Annotated in this window: 14 protein-coding genes and 1 pseudogene; 7 read left to right on the top strand and 8 right to left on the bottom strand. The window is 61.7% G+C overall.

The genetic code is table 11. The annotated features are described in order from the left end of the window. Positions 1-550: 550 nt before the first annotated feature. A complete protein-coding gene (locus tag QYL93_RS29280) occupies positions 551-1036 on the bottom strand; it encodes a hypothetical protein (protein WP_305746977.1) in 486 nt (161 codons plus the stop codon). 216 nt (positions 1037-1252) lie between these two features. On the opposite strand from QYL93_RS29280, the gene QYL93_RS29275 reads away from it, so the two are divergent. Then, positions 1253-1492 (top strand): helix-turn-helix transcriptional regulator, encoded by a 240-nt coding sequence (locus QYL93_RS29275; protein WP_305746976.1) that lies wholly within the window; start codon positions 1253-1255, stop codon positions 1490-1492. Positions 1493-1951: 459 nt separating this feature from the next. Here QYL93_RS29275 and QYL93_RS29270 read toward each other — a convergent pair whose 3' ends face one another. Then, entirely contained in the window at positions 1952-2788 is an 837-nt protein-coding gene (locus tag QYL93_RS29270) for an HNH endonuclease signature motif containing protein (protein ID WP_305746975.1), read from the bottom strand. A 277-nt stretch (positions 2789-3065) separates the two neighbouring features. On the opposite strand from QYL93_RS29270, the gene QYL93_RS29265 reads away from it, so the two are divergent. Continuing rightward, a complete protein-coding gene (locus tag QYL93_RS29265) occupies positions 3066-4880 on the top strand; it encodes a hypothetical protein (protein ID WP_305746974.1) in 1815 nt (604 codons plus the stop codon). A 119-nt stretch (positions 4881-4999) separates the two neighbouring features. Here the strand turns inward: QYL93_RS29265 and QYL93_RS29260 are convergent, their stop codons facing one another. The 5 genes from QYL93_RS29260 to QYL93_RS29245 all read right to left on the bottom strand — a co-directional run bounded on the left by QYL93_RS29260 (position 5000) and on the right by QYL93_RS29245 (position 10868). Further along, positions 5000-5968, bottom strand: coding sequence for a hypothetical protein (locus tag QYL93_RS29260; protein ID WP_305746973.1), 969 nt, complete (start codon positions 5966-5968; stop codon positions 5000-5002). A 542-nt stretch (positions 5969-6510) separates the two neighbouring features. Then, positions 6511-7494 carry a TniQ family protein gene (locus QYL93_RS32030; RefSeq protein WP_370877069.1) on the bottom strand — a complete coding sequence of 328 codons (984 nt, stop codon included), beginning with the start codon at positions 7492-7494 and terminating at the stop codon, positions 6511-6513. Next, on the bottom strand, positions 7491-8408 hold the full coding sequence (locus QYL93_RS29255) for a TniB family NTP-binding protein (RefSeq protein ID WP_305746972.1): 918 nt from the start codon (positions 8406-8408) through the stop codon (positions 7491-7493). The genes QYL93_RS32030 and QYL93_RS29255 overlap by 4 nt, the downstream gene beginning before the upstream one ends. Further along, positions 8405-10348: a DDE-type integrase/transposase/recombinase gene (locus QYL93_RS29250; RefSeq protein ID WP_305746971.1), complete on the bottom strand. Its 1944-nt coding sequence runs from the start codon at positions 10346-10348 to the stop codon at positions 8405-8407. Before QYL93_RS29250 ends, QYL93_RS29255 begins: the two co-directional genes overlap by 4 nt. After that, a complete protein-coding gene (locus tag QYL93_RS29245) occupies positions 10338-10868 on the bottom strand; it encodes a TnsA endonuclease N-terminal domain-containing protein (protein ID WP_305746970.1) in 531 nt (176 codons plus the stop codon). Before QYL93_RS29245 ends, QYL93_RS29250 begins: the two co-directional genes overlap by 11 nt. Positions 10869-11156: 288 nt before the next feature. Here QYL93_RS29245 and QYL93_RS29240 point away from each other — a divergent pair. Then, positions 11157-11819: pseudogene (locus QYL93_RS29240) on the top strand (ATP-binding protein); the annotation flags it as partial. Positions 11820-11866: 47 nt separating this feature from the next. Further along, complete coding sequence (locus QYL93_RS29235; RefSeq protein ID WP_305746969.1) at positions 11867-12334, top strand: MarR family winged helix-turn-helix transcriptional regulator; 468 nt, start codon at positions 11867-11869, stop codon at positions 12332-12334. Positions 12335-12358: 24 nt separating this feature from the next. Here the strand turns inward: QYL93_RS29235 and QYL93_RS29230 are convergent, their stop codons facing one another. Further along, positions 12359-13252 carry an amidohydrolase family protein gene (locus tag QYL93_RS29230; protein WP_305746968.1) on the bottom strand — a complete coding sequence of 298 codons (894 nt, stop codon included), beginning with the start codon at positions 13250-13252 and terminating at the stop codon, positions 12359-12361. A 157-nt stretch (positions 13253-13409) separates the two neighbouring features. On the opposite strand from QYL93_RS29230, the gene QYL93_RS29225 reads away from it, so the two are divergent. Genes QYL93_RS29225 through QYL93_RS29215 form a run of 3 tightly spaced genes read left to right on the top strand, consistent with a single transcriptional unit; the run spans position 13410 to position 16922 of the window. After that, positions 13410-14192 (top strand): crotonase/enoyl-CoA hydratase family protein, encoded by a 783-nt coding sequence (locus QYL93_RS29225; RefSeq protein ID WP_305746967.1) that lies wholly within the window; start codon positions 13410-13412, stop codon positions 14190-14192. A gap of 33 nt (positions 14193-14225) precedes the next feature. Beyond that, positions 14226-16112: a feruloyl-CoA synthase gene (locus QYL93_RS29220; RefSeq protein WP_305746966.1), complete on the top strand. Its 1887-nt coding sequence runs from the start codon at positions 14226-14228 to the stop codon at positions 16110-16112. 24 nt (positions 16113-16136) lie between these two features. Beyond that, a complete protein-coding gene (locus tag QYL93_RS29215; protein WP_305746965.1) occupies positions 16137-16922 on the top strand; it encodes an SDR family NAD(P)-dependent oxidoreductase in 786 nt (261 codons plus the stop codon). Positions 16923-16929: the final 7 nt, after the last annotated feature.

Here is a 16929-nt window from a genome sequence, read left to right as displayed (position 1 = left end):
TGGAAGAACTTCTCCAGGCGATGTCGCTCCTTGTCTCTAGCCTCCACAGTGAGCGCGAAGTTACGCCCAATCTTGGACAAGAGCCGATAGTGGATGCGCAGATTGTCCAGACCCTTTTGGCGCAGCGGGCTCACTCTGGTGTGGCAGTTCGGGCAAGTCAGAGCTTCAGCCGCTTGATCCTTGGTGCCAAGCCACTCGCAGCGTGGACAAGCAACTGGGCTCATCTCGTCGCCGCTCGGCGTGTGGGCTGTGCTGTTCGCCAGTGAATTTTGAGGTTGCATGACTTTCACGTTCCCTTCTAAGCAAGAATCCTGACGAGATGACACCGAGCGAGCTGAAAGACATAGTGAAGTCCTACCGCTACACAGACGCGGTCTATGTGGTGGTGGACTCGTTGCCTCAACCGTACCAGGATGGCTTCGCCAACTTCCTGATTGGCTCTGCATGTCCTATAGGGGATGGTCGAAATCGCTACGCCTATGTCGCCGATTTCGATCGGTGGATAGCATCCCTGCCCCCGGGCGAGGAGAGCACGTCCGGTTAAAGTGATTCAGTAGTCGGCTGAAGGCACTGCCAGCAGGGTGTACCCGCCTTCCTCATCGCGGAACCCGACACCGATATCCAGCTTCGAATCCCGCGACGCCACATAGGCACCTGTCGCTTTGAGCTCACTGGAGTACTGGTGACCGGTGAAGATCTTGCGGATAGGCCCCAGGGTTCTGTTGTCCGTAGCGGTTTCCTCCCGCAGGAAGGCGATGAAATGCTGTTGCTTGGCAGCTAGGTCGTCGCGCAGATATGGAGGGCGGCCGTCCTCATACTCGACACCATAGATGCTGATGGTAGCCTCGTCCTCGACGAAGAAGATCGACTCGAAAACTTGGCTGTCACCGCCGGTTCGACCCGCCGTGATGTCTGCGGACCAAACCTGCGCATGGTCATCAGGGAAGTTGGCGACAAATCGCGGGTTGCTCGCGCTAAAGACAATAGGGCCAGCAAACCTTGCCGCTTGGTCAAACATTCCGTGCAAGTGGTTCACAAGGACTCCGATGGTGAGTAGCTGACACCAGCCATTGAACACCTTTCATGGGATAGGGGATGCTTCCTTTGGTGGTCCCTCATCCGCTTTCAAAACGCCTGACAGTTGCCTGTCGCACAACGCGGGTACTTGGCACATTCGACCACAGGTCAAGCATCAAATAATGCGATTTTCGCATATTCCAAGATCGCATGGAAGCTCGTGGGCTCCGAGCCCATGCAGAAGACCCTCTACACCCGCGAATATCAAGACATGCTGAAGCTGTTGCGCGAGAAGCGCTTGCTCTCACATGTCAGTCAGGCGGAACTCGCCAAGCGCCTGGACTGGACGCAGGCGGAGGTGAGCAAATGCGAGACTGGCGTTCGGCGCCTAGACGTCGTCGAGCTGAAGCTGTGGCTTGAGGCTCTCGAAAGCAATCTTGCCGGGTTCGTGGTTGAGCTATACGGTGACGCTTAGGACCGTCTTTCGTCACCGCTATCTCCTGTCGTCCACTACATTGAATTCAAAGCGGAACTGCACCGCTACCATTTCCGGGAGGCTCACCACAAGCCGCGTTTCTTGCGGATGAAGCACCGTTGCGCCATCCGCTTGCACGGCTCCTCGGACGACTGTCAGCTCCTCTTCCTTGCCAGAAGTGGTTCGACGACTGGCTTGTCAATCAAATTCCCCTGGACGCAGTTTCTGGCGTTGAACCCAGGCCCATATGGCGACGATTTCCGTGTTCAGCTCCTCCTAGATCGCGCGCGGCGTTGCGGCTCGGCCAGTGAACTCATAGCGATCCCCAAGAAGGACCCATTTGAAAAGTAGATGGCGCATTGGTGATGTGGACCCGGGCAACAGAAGGCCGGGCTCACGATTTCATGAATAGGGGCGTGCGCCGAATGCGGCGGTCGATCATCGATGGGCCTCGGCGGCTTAAATGCACTGGCCCATGTCGTTTGAAAGCAAGTCCAAAACGATAACGCCAGACGGCTTTGGTCGAATGGCCTTCAACTCCACATCCGCCAGCTCGCTAACCGCTTTGAGGGCGGAAAGCGTGTCAACGAATCTGCGGTACATGAAGTTGTCCGCATGGGACGGATCCTCCCTCAGGAGCTGCGGAATGTACAGATATCCTATTGCCTCCATGTTGATGCTGCGGCAACAGCGCGCGACCTGCAGCTTCATCCTCGCTGACAACGCGTCGCCATAAGTACGAACGGTGTTTTCCATTTCTTCGATCACTTTGGGGGTACGAACCTTGAACAGCGGGAGGTAGCGTTGCCACTCCTCCGCACTGAAATCGTGGCGTGCCTCATCGAGCAAGTAGCCCCAGGGCTCGGTATGGACGCGGTGATCCTGCGTCTCGAAGCCTCCGGGATAAAGATCGATGTAGGCGTTCCGCCAGGCATATGGCGCTAGATGGATATCGAGCAGGATTTGCGCCGCGTACTCCAACTCGTCGCCGGCCTTCCCCCCGGGCAGCACTCGAAGAGCCACCACAGCAAGCCAAGACTCGTTGTACTTGCGCACGATGCCAGGGGTGAGATTGCGGGCGAAGGCCTGGGTCGTGTGGGCATCACTGTGGCAGTCCTTGCACAACACCGCGAGGTTGTCCCTGCTGTTGTTGGCAGGGTTCGCGTCGAGATGGTGGATCTCTACCTTCCTGCCTTGGATGCGACACACGCAGCAAGTCCGGTCGGATTCAAACATCACCAGCGAAGCCAAGTCTTCGGTGATTGGAACTCGTTTCTCTTTCTCTTTCGATGCCATGTTCAGCCCTGCGAAAAGATGTCCGATGACCAAGACCATCGGTCGATGCGCACTGGAACGCGCCGAGGTTGGTACCTGGTTCGAGCCCATCGGGGATTGATGCAAGTTTTGCATCTGAGCATGCTCGACCCCACTCAGGATTGTCACCTACTGCTGCGCAAGCCTTATGTGGCGCGGAATCCGGGCCAAACGCAGTCTCAGGAATTCGCAAATTTTTTGCTCGTCATTCCTCGCTCTCGCTGATAACCTCCCGGCGACTGAAGTGAACATCCAACCAATGCATCTTCCTCAAATCAAACTCGAGCCTTCTCGAAAGCCGGCCGAACTGACCTCGCTGGGCCTGCCTCCCGGTGACAGCTTCGTTGTGTGGTGGTACGGCGCCATCAAGAACAACCTGTCGGAGAACTGGGTCCGTCGCGTGGTTGTCTGGTTCAGGCACTTGCGCGAGGACGGCACCCTCGGTGAATTTTGCACGCGGGACGCCGCGCTGACCAGCCTTGGTCAACTTCGCATCGGATCGGTCTGGAAAAACGGCATCTCCAAGGAACAGGTGAAATTCGCCCGCAGACGTTTCAAGGTGACGTTCTCCGCAGACACTTGGACCGGCTCAAGCAGCTGTGCAGAGTACCGTTCGGCCGAAGGCCCGGATTTGATACCGGAGGAGGCTCACCCGCTTTTCTACCGCGCTGGCGATCGTAGCAAGCTGCTTTTGCTCGAACACGCAAAAGGCAGACTCTTGATCCCCTGTTTGGAATTCTTGCGTTGCTACGGTCGAGAGCAAAACATCAACCGGATCCTCACGCTGTACGAATGGAATCAGGTGGTGGAAAGCCTGCATCTCGACGTCCCTGTGGAACCGCAATCTGGTGCTGCGGTTATCGACTTGCCTGCTCGGCTTGGCAGGGACGAAGCCCACCTCTTGGCTCACCTCAGGTATTTCGACTTCGCCAGGCAATGGGTGCCCAGGATTAAATCGGAGATCGATCTACAGCTGGGCTCACCAAAAGACATCAAGGCCCTGGCGTTCCCGACGATAGGACCATGGTTTCGGGGACTAGCCGAGATAGAGGTCGAGGGCGTCGAAACCGGCTCTGGCGACTTTCTGGGCCTGCGCATAGTGGGGTACACCGTACCCGCCGAACCCGCTATCGTCACGTTGCGCAGCGAGTTCCCCATTGAGGGCACCGAGGAGTACTCCACGCGACCATATCCAATTCAGCGCTTTCGGAGGTTGGATCAAGACGAGGTCACGCCAGTCGCAGACGATCAGGCACCTGACAACAGCGCCGAGATTGTCCTGGTACCTGACCCCTCGATCAGGTTCCTTGGCCAACCGGCACCCGTTTCTGTACGCTCTCGTAAAGGCGAGGTAGAGCGAAACACGCCCGGGCCGATGCCGCTGGAGAGCAAGATTAGCGCCCCAGGGAATGCGCGCGGGTCTGGCAAAGGTATTGGCCGCGCCGAACACCACTCCAAGGCCGAGCTAGAGCAAGAAGGCGCCATTCTGGATCTATGGCGGGGCCTTAAGTACCTCAAGACTTTGCACCCAGGCGTCATCACCAGGCTCGCTTCGCTCACCGCGAGCGACACCCTGTCTGCGGATCTAAACGAGCAACCACGGCTCGCGAGCCTCTCACCGAATGCGGAGCCCGGGACTGGCCACTCGTTGACCGCCTCCGCCAAGAAATGGCTTTTCCTGGATGCCAATCAGCCGAAACGACCTCGCGGCGTGCTGATCGTGGAGGTGAACTCCAATGGCAGCACTGGCTACCTCTTCGAGGTCGAACGCGCAGTCAGAGGGCCGAATCTCCTGGGCGAGATGAGGGAGGAAGAGTACTGCGGGCTCGCGGTCAGGTGCCCGCGAAACGTGAGGCTACAAGACTGGATGCCGCGAGTACTGTTTTGGATAGCCCAGAACGAGGGAAAGATGAAGAGAGTCGCATCCTCAATCCCTTGGCTGGATGCACGAGAGTATCGACGTTCCTTCTCGGCTTCGGATGTCGTGATTGGCCAATCGACCGCGATGAATGCCCTAGAAAAACTTGGGATGGAGTTTCCGGTCAGTACACCGCTCGTGAATGCACCCCATTGACCTAGTCGCGGCGAATGCTTGTTGCGTGTAACGGGAGGCCCCCCATCGCATTCCCGATCTTCTAGGGTTGGCAATGCACTTAACCTGTCACTGGGAGAATCCGCCGCAAATTTCCTTGGCTACCGCCTAAGCACCGGTTGCGGCGGGCGCCGCGGCGGCTCATACGGCGATGCAGAATCGCGCGGAAGATCTATCGCATCAGACCGAATCGCTGGAGGCGCTGGAATCCAGAAAACGTCCGTCTCCGCTCTCAATTCATACCCTCCATCCTGGGGTTCGAGCTCGCCATTTTTCAGCAGGAATTTCGCGCGTGCTTGAGTCATTTTCTGAAAATACGCCATCGCAAGAACCTTCCAGCGCTGATCGAATTCCGCGGACCGCAGTGGCTCCTTCGCAAGAGCCGCCAGCTGTTCACCGAGGAGCCTGCGCCGAACGGTGTTTGGCTTTGCCGATGACTCTTTCGTCGACAGCTTCACCCCGTGTTTGGCCTTCAAGAATCCCAAGAATGTAGATACGGCGTTCCGCTGGCCCGGCGCGTGTTCAAGCAGCTTGTCGAGTGAGTCCTGTTCCGGCATCAGCTGTCCATGCGGATCAGCCGTCTGCAGGAGCGTCAGTGCTGGGCGCAGCGCCATGCGCACTGACCTCCGCTTCAGTAAGCCCGCTTTCACCTTGACATCAAGCTCATCGAAGAACGCTTGCATCAGCTGGCGAGCCAAGGTGTTGGGAGCTGTCAATTCGACCAAAGCGATTGAGCGGCCACGTTCCGCATTGTCTATTTTGGCCTCTAGCGAGATCTCGGCTAGTCCGCTTTCACGCAACCATCGCACCGGAAGTTTGTACAAGCTTAGTCCGGATGCGTTGAACGTGCGAAGGAGCAGGCCTTCGCTCCAAGGCTCATCACCATGCGCCTCGAGTGCAAGGAAGAACTCAACATGCAGGGCAAGCGCCTTGACCAGTCGAACATGTTCGGTCTCTGCCACAGCCCAGGCTGAGAATTCCGCGAACGCGGCGCGTGCACGCTGGGTGGACAGAAGCTCACCGAGCTGGAGCGCTTCAGCCTCGCATCTTGCACGTCGATAGCAGGCCATGCATCTCACACCGTAGCCAGCGGGCATGGGGGTAGCGCAGTTGGAGCAGGGGATGACGCCAACCTCCAGGCATTTCTTGCAAGCCCAGGTCCCGTCCTCTCTCGCGTTGCATCTGCGATGACGCTTGCACAGCGCGCAGGTTCTGTGATCAGCACGCTCACATCGATGGCATACAAGCTTCCTGCCTGACTCGCTCTCAATGTACGAGCCTCGGTTTGCTGCCTCGCCGCACAATTCACAGGGCGCTTTTTTCTTGAAGTATGGGTAGCAAGAATTGCAGACGGGGCCCTCCTCCCTCAGCATACCCAGCGGCCTGCCTGACCTCGCGCATCGGATGCAAGGCGCTGCGGCCACGCACTGGCGGCATTTGGACAGAGGGTTTGAAGCCAGCATGGTCTTGAACATGCCGCAGCCGGAGCACATGAGGCGCTTGAAACAACGCGCGTAACACGTGTCGCAGTACCTCTTTCCAGCCTCGACGCGCTTCGCGGGCTTCAGCCTCCCGCATTCGCAGCACGCCGAGCTCTCCCAATCCGATGCCGCTACCACAGTCGATTCCTTCGAAGCCATCGTGCCCAGTCCTCTTGCACCCTCGCCTTGGCGATGGGTACCATCTTTATCTTTTTCGGAACGCTCTTTGTTGCCGCCCTTGGGCGCTTGCCTTGACAGCGCACTGCCGCGTACCCCACGGCCCGTGGCGGGGGTCCATCGACCTCACTCACGAGGCGTGAGAGAACTCTCATCCGTGCCTCGCGCTCTATCGGACCTTGCAGCTCGAACCAAAGGCCGATCTGGCGGTTGCCCAGCGCCGCGGCTCCGCGCTTGTCCACCTTGCACAAGTCCTTGATCGCCAGGCTACGCATCCGGCGAAACCATTCCGATGCGGAGATGGACGCGTTGCCCCAATCCCCGGCACCAGAGTTGAACACACGCGTCGCAAGCAGCTGAAATCCGAGTGCCTGGATGTCCACTGGGCTACGTTGCGTACACCGAAGGTCGAAGCCGCAAGCAACACAGTGCGCGAGGTCGCCAGTGGCAGCAACACTCCGGTGAGGCTCGGCGACCGCCCCACAGCGCTCGCAACGATCCACGAGGCGAGCACCATGCAGCTCGCATCCCACAATCCACGCCAGGCGCCAATCAAGGCGATAGTAAGGTTGGGTATCTGAAGCCAAGCACTCTGGACAGAAGGGCATGCCAGCTCGCCGCAGCCGATTGCGATTCCCGAGGGAAACGATCCAGGGCCATAAAGGTAGATTTGGTTTCAAACTCCCATGCAGTCGTTGACCAATGCCCATCAGCGTTGCACTGGTCACCTTTTCCGGCGGCAGCCCAAACCAAGAGGCAACCCTGCGGACGTGTTCATCAGCGAGGCTGCGATCCGCGTCTACTGTCCACACTCGCCACTTTGGCCAGATCGCAGACGTCAGGACAAGTGGATCGCACCCGTCATGAATCGCGACCCTCGCGAGCCATGACGTCAGGAGTTCACGGTCAAGCGGGCCTGGTTTCTGGCCTGAGCTCACTCCTGAAGTTCCCTCAGGCCCTTCGTGGGCCGCACCCACTGTTTGGATTGAACGATCTCCATCGTTATCTTTTCCGTTCCGGTGGAGATCGCCTTTTTGGCGCACTCAACGAGGAGTCGGTTGAGGTCACCCAGGTTGCCGTCGCAGATGCTGTGCATCGCCGTCGCGAGCTCGGGCTCCGCTAGATCCGACTTGAGTTTTAAAGGAAGCACCAGCTCAAAGCCCGCCAACAGGCGCTGGAAGTCCTCGTTCAGCTCCCATTTGGAAAGCGAAACCACATCGAAGCGGCTTGCATGTTGAGGATCGGTGTGCAGCACCCTCACCGCATCCCGCGTTCCAACCCCAACGACAGGGATGCGCAGCTCGTTGCAGAGCATCTTGATGCTGTTCATCACTTGCCTCTGCTTTGCGGGCGGCCCACTGAGCAGCGAATGCAACTCGTCGATCACTAGGACCTTTGCCTTGCACGCTCGCAGCTTGGTGATGGCGGTGTGGCGCAGCGAAGTGACTGTATCGCTTGCCCTGAACGGCGTCCAGAACTGGCTCAGAATCGACACATACAATCCCTTCTCGTCGGCATTCGGCGGGGACTCCGCCACGACGATCGGGCGCACGGCTTCGGACTCTTCGTCAATGAACCCGCTACCGCACAGCTGCTCGAACCGGCTGATTATGGTTGTCTTCCCGTTGTTCGAATCGCCAACGAGCAGCAGGTTGGGCATCCGGGGACGCTTAGGCTTGTTCATCAAGCCGATCAACGTGTCCAGTATGAATTGCGCCTTCGGGTAGCCGATCCACCGAGGTTCGTCCAGGAAGGATAGCCGCTGTGCGTCCGAGTATCCGCACACGTGCCTAAACTGCTCGTGAACATGCTTCCAGGAGTCTTGCGCTATTGTGCTTTGCGTTGTTGTCATGCGATGTCATCCCTTGCTGCGACCGATCGCGCCAAGCCTGGCGGCGCCGTGAGCTTGGCCAGGGGTGCCCGGGGGGGCGCATCCTTGGCGGGACGGCTCTGCGATTCCAGTGGTCTGGCGGGATTGGTTGCCTTCTGATGTTCCGAGGTGCGCTGAGCCTCCCTCCGCGCGCGCTTGGTTTTGAGCGCGCTATCGGCAACCATGGCTCGGCGCACTCCGATGGACTTGAAGACTTCCTTTGCGTCGCTTGGATCGAACCCAGACCTGCGAACTTCTTCCTGACCTTTGCGGAACTCCCAGATGCTGCTCGGTGGGACGTCCAAGTCAGCCGTGGGAATTTTCGAGTACTGCTTGACGTCCGGGTCGTAGAACCAGAGGCAGCTGATGTCTCGTGGGTCCCGTCGGAAAATGTGCATTCGGGCTTTGTTGGTCTGAGGATCAACCGCACCGATCCATAGCCGCAGGACGTCGGCGTAGTAGCGCACGTTGTCAATCGTGACTCCATCGGCCTGTACGGTCCGCTCAATAATCGGAAGAAAATCGAGGAACACGGTCATTCGATCCGCAGGACGAGCAGCCATGCCGCGCCCGCGGACACCAGCTCCCCCAAAAACCCCCAGCTCCCACTTGCGAAGAGGCGGCATGCCAAGGGCCGAGTGCTTTCTGCGGTGGTACTCGTTGCAGATCAGCATCAAGAGCTGCTTCTCAAGCTCCGACTTTGTCATGACGGCACGACCTTCAGAATCGTATTCACCTCGGTGCTTCACCGAAGAGAAAGTGGATCCCGGCAGATCGTGGAGCTCGCGCAAGAATGTTCCCTGCAGGCGCTCGATATAGCCTCCATAGCGAGGCACCTTCACGGGCCGGAATTCCACGTCGATCCCATGCTGGGCGCACGACTTGCGGAAGCTGTTCGAGCGGAAGTCTGGGCCGTTGTCGCAACGCACGACCTTGGGCCGGCCCCACACCGGCCAAGGCGCCTCGATACCGTGCAGCATCAGCCATTCGTCCTTCGGGAGAATCGAATGCGAGAGACACATCCCGACCGACGTCATCGATGGCGCATCGAACGATAAGTAGTAGCCGACCGTCATCCGGCTGTATTCGTCAATGGCGACGGTCAGCCATGGTCGGTCGATCGGGAGTCTATGGACATCGTCAACAACGATCACGTCGATGGGTGTGTGATCAATCTGAATGTGCTCGAGCGGGTACGAACCTCCAGGCGTCTGGCCGGGCACAGGAAGGTACTTGTTCTTGGCCTGCTCCCGCTGTCCGCGCCGAAGCATCCGCTGATAGTCTGGAATGCTTTCGATACGGGCCCGGATGGCGGAAGCACTCGGCTCAGCAATTCCTTGCTCCTGGCTGAGCCGCTGGACCTCTCGCACCGTCTTCTGCGCGGTGGGCCTCTCCTTTGTCAGGTGAAAGTCCTCGATAACGTCTTTGATGAGCTTCTCGGCCGAGCTGGAGAGTCGGCCATTGCCTTTTCTCCATCCTCTCTGAAGTGGGATGAGGCCCGATACCGCGTCGAGAGAACGGTACCGCGTAAGCCAGCGGTACACCGTTGCGGGACTGATGCCCAACTCCGTGGCCCTCGCTTCGACGGCTGCGCGGGATTGCATCCCCGCGTCAATCAATGGCTTGATGGCGGCGTAGCGACTTTGCGCAATGCGCCAGTCGTCCTCCGTAATCGCATCGATGTCGACATCGGACAACGGCTGCGGCGCTTGGTCCATGTCATCGAGTTCGCCGATGCGCAGCACGCGGGCGCGACCCGTTTCCACGCTCGTCGCGGTAACGGTATCGAAGTCAAGGACCTCATCGATCCGGAAAACGCCTTCCGAGTGTTTGACCAGCGCGCCGCTGCGCACTTCTATGCGTCGGCGAGAAATGGGAAAGCTCTGTGCTTCCAGCGAGTTCGCTTCAACGTTAGCGGCCATTTGGCACCCACACTTCCGTCGCGTCGCCCAAGAGTTCGCCGATATCGCAGTCAAGTCTCCGGGTGGCTATCAAGTGCCAGAGATGCGCGACACCCTCCGCCCGATAGAGCCCTGGGAAATGCTTCGCCAGCACGTAGTCGATCTTGGCGATGCCAAGGCTGCGTACATCATCAACGATCACGTCGCTCTCCTCACGAGGAACATCCCGATCGCGGTATTCCATGAGGAAATGAATGTTGTCCAAGGACATCGTGCGTATACGAGTCTCGTCCATCACCTTGAAGCGCCAACCTTGCTCAGCCGCGTAGCGGCGGGCAGCCTTCCACTTGGGGGACCACTCGCGCCAGTTGAGTTTCCAGTCCTCTTTGGACTTAACTTCCACCAGCAGGGGCGAGGGTTCCCAACCCGCCGCTATATCCGCGACCGCATAGGTCACCAAATAGTCGGGGGTGTAGGTCTCGTTGCGCCCCGAATGGGTCACAAAGGGGATCGAACATGGCTGTGCGAGCACCGAGGACACGCATATGGCGAATTCCTGTCGGTGAACGAAGTCGCGCTCCAGAGGAGATTCGAACGGAATGGAGTCAGTTTTCCTCCAGCTCACGTAGCCAGTGACGTGCCTACGGTTGGTTGGGATCTTGCGAACCGAACGAGTAGGTCGATCAATTTTAGCGGAGTCGCATTTATTTGAAGAATTTAGAGCTACCATCTCACTTAATTAAAGAAGTTTGTCGCACCAATTTGCAGCGGAACTGCCTTAAGTCATTGAAACACATAGGAGGGTGTCTCAGCAATGGAAATACGTCACAGGGGCTCACCGCCACGGCCCGGCGAGATCTCGCTGGCGCACCATGGGGTTCTCTTTCTCGACGAACTGCCCGAATTCACGAGGGCCGCGCTGGAGGCGCTGCGCGAACCCCTGGAGACCGGCCAAATCACCATCTCGCGGGCGGCGCAGCGTGCGGAATTTCCGGCACGGTTCCAGATGATCGCGGCGATGAACCCCTGCCCCTGCGGCTTTCTCGGCTCCACCCAGCGCGCCTGCCGCTGCACGCCCGACCAGGTCTCGCGCTACCAGGGCAAGCTCAGCGGGCCGCTGCTCGACCGCATCGACCTGCATGTCGAGGTGCCTGCCGTGCCCTCGGAGCAGTTGCTCAAGACACCGCCCGGCGAATCCAGCGCCGCCATCCGCCAGCGCGTGGTGCAGGCCCGGGCCCGGGCGCTGGCACGCCAGGGCAAGACCAACCAGGCACTGCAGGGCCAGGAGATCGACGAACACCTGCACCTCGACGATGCAGCCGCCAAGTTCCTCAACACGGCAGGCGCGCGCTTGGGCTGGTCGGCGCGCAGCACGCACCGCGCGCTCAAGGTGGCGCGCACCATCGCCGACCTGGCGGGTTCGCAGACCACTGCCGTGGGCCATGTGGCCGAGGCCGTCCAATACCGCCGCGTGCTGCGCAGTCCGGCCTGAGCCACCGCCCATCGCTATAGTCTCGCCAAATCCAGCAGCATCACTCCATGGCCAGCGCTTCACTCCCAACCATCAACCCCACCGCCACCGACGTGGTCGACAACGGCTACCTGCGCACGCTGGTGGGCTACAACGCGCGCCGGGCCTCGCTGTCCATCATCGAGGTGTTCATGGAGCGCATGGCGGTCTATGGGCTCAAGGTGGTGGATTTCTCGGTGCTCTCGCTGGTGGCGCACAACCCGGGCATCACCTCGCGCCAGCTGTGCGCCACGCTGGGCGTGCTGCCGCCCAACCTGGTGGGCCTAATCGCGGCGCTGGACCGGCGTGGCCTGATCGAGCGCCGCCCGCACCCGAGCGACGGGCGCGCCATGGGCCTGCACCTGACGCACGCCGGCGAGGACCTGTGCGCGCAGGCCGAGCAGACTGCGGCCACGCTGGAGATCGACGCCACCGCGCGCCTGACCGCCACCGAGCGCAAGACGCTGATCCGGCTGCTGCAGAAAGTCTACGACTGACGGGCCGGCGCCGGCCCGCCTGGATCAGGCTGCCTCTGGCGTGGCCTTGGCCGCCTTGTCCAGCCCCAGTAGCCGCACCGCATTGCCCTTGAGGATGCCGGGCATCACCTCGGGCTTGAAGCCCGCTTCCTGGAAATCCTTCATCCAGCGCTCGGGCGTGATCAGCGGGTAATCGCTGCCGAACAGGATGCGGTCCTTGAGCAGGGTGTTGGCGTACTGCACCAGTTGCTTGGGAAAGTACTTGGGGCTCCAGCCCGAGAGGTCGATCCAGACGTTGGGCTTGTGCGTGGCGACCGAGAGCGCCTCATCCTGCCAGGGGAAGCTCGGGTGCGCCATGACGATCTGCATGTCGGGGAAGTCGATGGCCACATCGTCCAGGTGCATGGGGTTGCTGTACTCCAGGCGAAGGCCGCCGCCGCAGCGCATGCCGCTGCCAATGCCGCTGTGGCCGGTGTGGAAGATGGCCGGCATGCCGTACTCGGCGATCACTTCGTAAATGGGCCAGGCCATCTGGTCGTAGGGGTGGTAGCCCTGCACGGTGGGGTGGAACTTGAAGCCCTTGACACCATACTCCTCGATCAGCCGGCGCGCCTCACGCGCACCCATCTTGCCCTTGTGCGGGTCGATGCTGGCAAAGGCCATCATCATGTCGCTGTTGGCCTTGGCGGCCTCGGCGATCTCTTCGTTCGGGATGCGCCGGCGGCCCATCTTGGACTCGGCGTCCACGGTGAACATCACCAACCCGATCTTCTGCTCGCGGTAGTAGGCCACTGTCTCGGCGATGGTGGGCCGCCGGCCGTTCTTGAAGTATTTGTCGGCGGCGCGGTCGTATTCCTCGCCGTAGTTGTCGAACGGGTTCCAGCAGCTCACCTCGGCGTGCGTGTGGATGTCGATGGCAATCAGGTTCTCGTGGTCCATATCTGTCTCCTATGGTGGCCGGTGTTTCATGGTGTCCCTGTCAGCATGCACCACGGCACGTGACGCAGATCAAGGGTAACTACTGATGAAAAACTGGTCTGGCTTGCTTGAATTGGTTATGAACTATAACCACAATTCACCTATCAAGAAAGCCACCATGACCCATCCAGACATCCATTTCGAGCTCTCCGGCGACGAGCAGGAAGTTGCCGTGATCCGCCTCACGCGCAGCGCCAAGCGCAATGCGCTGAACGACGGCCTGATCCTGGCCCTGCGCGACCTGTTCGAGAAAATGCCCGCCGGCGTGCGTGCCGCCGTGATCGACGGCGAAGGCCCGCACTTCTGCGCCGGTCTCGACCTGTCCGAGCTCAAGGAGCGCGACGCAGGCCAGGGGCTGTACCACTCGCGCATGTGGCATGCCGCCCTGGAGCGCGTGCAGTACGGTCCCGTGCCCGTGATTGCTGCGCTGCACGGTGCCGTGGTGGGCGGCGGGCTGGAGCTGGCCAGCGCCTGCCACATCCGCGTGGCCGACGAATCCACCTTCTATGCGCTGCCCGAAGGCTCGCGCGGCATCTTCGTTGGCGGCGGTGGCGCAGTGCGCATCCCCAAACTGATCGGCGCGGCGCGCATGACGGACATGATGCTCACCGGCCGCGTCTACAACGCGCAGGACGGCGAGAAGGTCGGCTTTGCCCAATACCTGGTACCCGAGGGCCAGGCCTTCGACAAGGCACTGGAACTGGCCAAGCGCGTGGCGCAGAACGCGCCGCTGACCAACTACGCGCTGATGCACGCCCTGCCGCGCATTGCCGAGCAGCCCGCCGACCAGGGCTTCTTCACCGAAGCCATGATGGCCGCAATTGCCCAGAGCGCACCCGAGGCCAAGTCGCGCCTGGCGGACTTCCTGGAAGGCCGCGCCGCCAAAGTACGCAAAGACTGAGCCCCGCATTTCCACACCGCCGGACCTCCACCCATGAGCGATCTCTCCACCCCCCTGGCCCCGCCGCGCTACCGCCCGGTCCCCTTTGGCGTCACCCGCGTCAACCTGCGCGACGGCGCACCCGGCGTGCGCTACCTGCAGGCCGATCTGCCCCTCGGGGCCTATGCGCGCCGGGTGACGGACTACCTGGTGCACTGGGCCGAGGCGGAGCCCGAGCGCAGCTTTCTCGCGCGCCGGGTGCAGCAGGCCGACGGCAACACGGGCAATACCGGCGATTGGCAGCACGTCACCTATGCCCAGGCGCTCGACGCCGCGCGCAGCATAGGCCAGGCGCTGCTGGACCGGGGGCTGAACGCCGAGCGTCCGGTGGTCGTGCTCAGCGAGAACAGCCTCGAGCATGCGCTGATGGCACTGGGCTGCATCTATGCGGGCGTGCCCTACTGCCCGGTATCACCCGCCTACGCCACCGTGAGCCAGGACTACGACAAGCTGCGCCACGTGATCGACACGCTGACGCCGGGCCTGGTGTTTGCAGCAGATGGCACGCGCTTTGGCCGGGCCATCGAGGCCACCGTGGCGGCGGACGTGGAAGTGGTGCTGGCCCAGGGTGCCATCGAAGGCCGCAAGGCCAACACTTTCCAGAGCCTGCGCAACACCGTGGCCACGCCTGCCGTGGACGCGGCCATGCATGCCACGGGCCCCGGCACCATCGTGAAGTTTTTGTTCACCAGCGGCTCCACCAAGATGCCCAAGCCGGTGATCAACACCCAGCGCATGTGGTGCGCCAACCTGCAGCAGATCACCCTGTCGCTGCCGGTGCTGGCCGAGGCCCCGCCCATTCTGGTGGACTGGCTGCCGTGGAACCACACCTTCGGCAGCAACCACAACTTCGGGCTCACGCTGCAGCACGGCGGCACGCTCTACATCGACGACGGCAAGCCCACCGCGGCGCTGATCGGCGAGACGCTGCGCAATCTGCGCGAGATCGCGCCCACGGTGTACTTCAACGTGCCCACCGGCTTCGAGATGATCGCCGAGGCGATGAAGACCGACGCCGTGCTGCGCCGCACGCTGCTGTCGCGGGTGCGCATGTTCTTCTACTCGGGAGCGGGCCTGGCCCAGCCCATCTGGGACAGCCTGCACGCCACGCAGGAGGCCGAGCTGGGCGAGCGCATCGTCATGTCCACGGGCCTGGGGATGACCGAGTCGGCCCCCTCGGCCATGTTCTGCAACAGCCCCGACGTGCGCTCGGGCCACATCGGCGCGCCCGTGCCCGGCATGACGCTCAAGCTGGTGGACGTGGACGGCAAGACCGAGGTGCGCTACCGCGGCCCCAACGTGACACCCGGCTACTGGCGCTCGGACGCCGCCACGCGCGAGGCCTTCGACGACGAGGGCTACCTGTGCACCGGCGACGCGGTGCTGTGGATCGACGACAACGACATCCACCGCGGCCTGCGCTTCGATGGCCGCATCGCCGAAGACTTCAAGCTCTCCACCGGCACCTTCGTGAGCGTGGGCCCCATGCGCGCGAAGATCGTCGTGGCCGGTGCCCCCTACATCCAGGACGCCGTGCTCACCGGCCTGAACCGCAAGGAAGTGGGCGCTCTGCTGTTCCTCTCGCCCGCCTGCCGTGAGGTGAGCGGGCTGGATGCCGACGCCCCCTGGGCCGAGGTCATCGCCAGCACTGGGGTGCGCCAGCGCATCCAGGCTGTCATCGACCACCTGGCGCGCGAATCCACGGGCAGCGCCAGCCGCGTGGCGCGCGCACTGCTGATGGCCGAGCCGCCCTCGCTCGACAAGGGCGAGATCACCGACAAGGGCTCCATCAACCAGCGCGCCGTGCTCAAGCACCGCGACGCCCTGGTGCAGGCCCTGCACGACGGCAACGCCCCCGGCACCATCGTGCCCGCGGCCTGAAACGCACTACCCAAGGAGCCATCCATGCAGATCCAAGGACAGACCGCCCTCGTGACCGGCGCCGCATCGGGCCTGGGCGAAGCCACCGCACGCGAGTTGGCCCGCCTGGGCGCCAAAGTCGCCGTGCTCGACGTGAACACCGCCCTCGCTACCCAGGTGGCCGAGAGCATCAACAGCCAGCATGGCGCCGGCACGGCTGTGGCCTGCACCTGCGACATCACCCAGACCGAGAGCGTGGCCGCCGCCCTGGCCCAGGCCGAGGCGGCCCTGGGCCCGGCCCGCATCCTCATGAACGTGGCCGGCATCGGCAGCGCCAAGCGCGTGGTGCAGCGCGACGGCAGCGCTGCGCCGCTGGAAGACTTCGCGCGGGTGGTGGGCATCAACCTCATCGGCAGCTACAACATCAGCCGACTCTTCGCAGCGGCCTGCGCCAAGCTGGCGCCGCTCGACAACGGCGAACGCGGCGTGATGATGTTCACCGCTTCGGTGGCGGCCTTCGACGGCCAGGTGGGTCAGCAGGCCTACAGCGCCTCCAAGGGCGGGCTGGTGGGCATGACGCTGCCCATGGCGCGCGACCTGGCGCAGCATGGCATCCGCGTGTGCACGGTGGCACCCGGCCTGTTCGCGACGCCGCTCATGAAGGAGCTGCCCGAGGCCGTGCAGCAGTCGCTGGCCGCGAGCATCCCCTTCCCGCCGCGCCTGGGCAAGCCCGAGGAGTTTGCCGAGCTGGCGGCCCACATCGTGACCAACGGACACCTCAACGGGGAGGTGATCCGGCTCGATGGTGCCCTGCGCATGGCGCCCCGATAGCCCCGTT

Origin of the sequence: Acidovorax sp. A1169, assembly GCF_030704685.1 — a bacterium.
GTDB lineage: Bacteria > Pseudomonadota > Gammaproteobacteria > Burkholderiales > Burkholderiaceae_C > Acidovorax.
Note: the sequence above shows the minus strand (reverse complement) of the source record. Positions and strands in the feature narration are given on the sequence as shown.

What these genes read in the sequence shown, in the direction of transcription:
- QYL93_RS29275 (WP_305746976.1), top strand. Translation starts at nt 1,253, where the DNA reads ATGCAGAAGACCCTCTACACCCGCGAATATCAAGACATGCTGAAGCTG.
- QYL93_RS29220 (WP_305746966.1), top strand. Translation starts at nt 14,226, where the DNA reads ATGAGCGATCTCTCCACCCCCCTGGCCCCGCCGCGCTACCGCCCGGTC.
- QYL93_RS29230 (WP_305746968.1), bottom strand. Translation starts at nt 13,252, where the DNA reads ATGGACCACGAGAACCTGATTGCCATCGACATCCACACGCACGCCGAG.
- QYL93_RS29255 (WP_305746972.1), bottom strand. Translation starts at nt 8,408, where the DNA reads ATGACAACAACGCAAAGCACAATAGCGCAAGACTCCTGGAAGCATGTT.
- QYL93_RS29215 (WP_305746965.1), top strand. Translation starts at nt 16,137, where the DNA reads ATGCAGATCCAAGGACAGACCGCCCTCGTGACCGGCGCCGCATCGGGC.
- QYL93_RS29225 (WP_305746967.1), top strand. Translation starts at nt 13,410, where the DNA reads ATGACCCATCCAGACATCCATTTCGAGCTCTCCGGCGACGAGCAGGAA.
- QYL93_RS29270 (WP_305746975.1), bottom strand. Translation starts at nt 2,788, where the DNA reads ATGGCATCGAAAGAGAAAGAGAAACGAGTTCCAATCACCGAAGACTTG.
- QYL93_RS29265 (WP_305746974.1), top strand. Translation starts at nt 3,066, where the DNA reads ATGCATCTTCCTCAAATCAAACTCGAGCCTTCTCGAAAGCCGGCCGAA.
- QYL93_RS29260 (WP_305746973.1), bottom strand. Translation starts at nt 5,968, where the DNA reads ATGGCCTGCTATCGACGTGCAAGATGCGAGGCTGAAGCGCTCCAGCTC.
- QYL93_RS29235 (WP_305746969.1), top strand. Translation starts at nt 11,867, where the DNA reads ATGGCCAGCGCTTCACTCCCAACCATCAACCCCACCGCCACCGACGTG.
- QYL93_RS29250 (WP_305746971.1), bottom strand. Translation starts at nt 10,348, where the DNA reads ATGGCCGCTAACGTTGAAGCGAACTCGCTGGAAGCACAGAGCTTTCCC.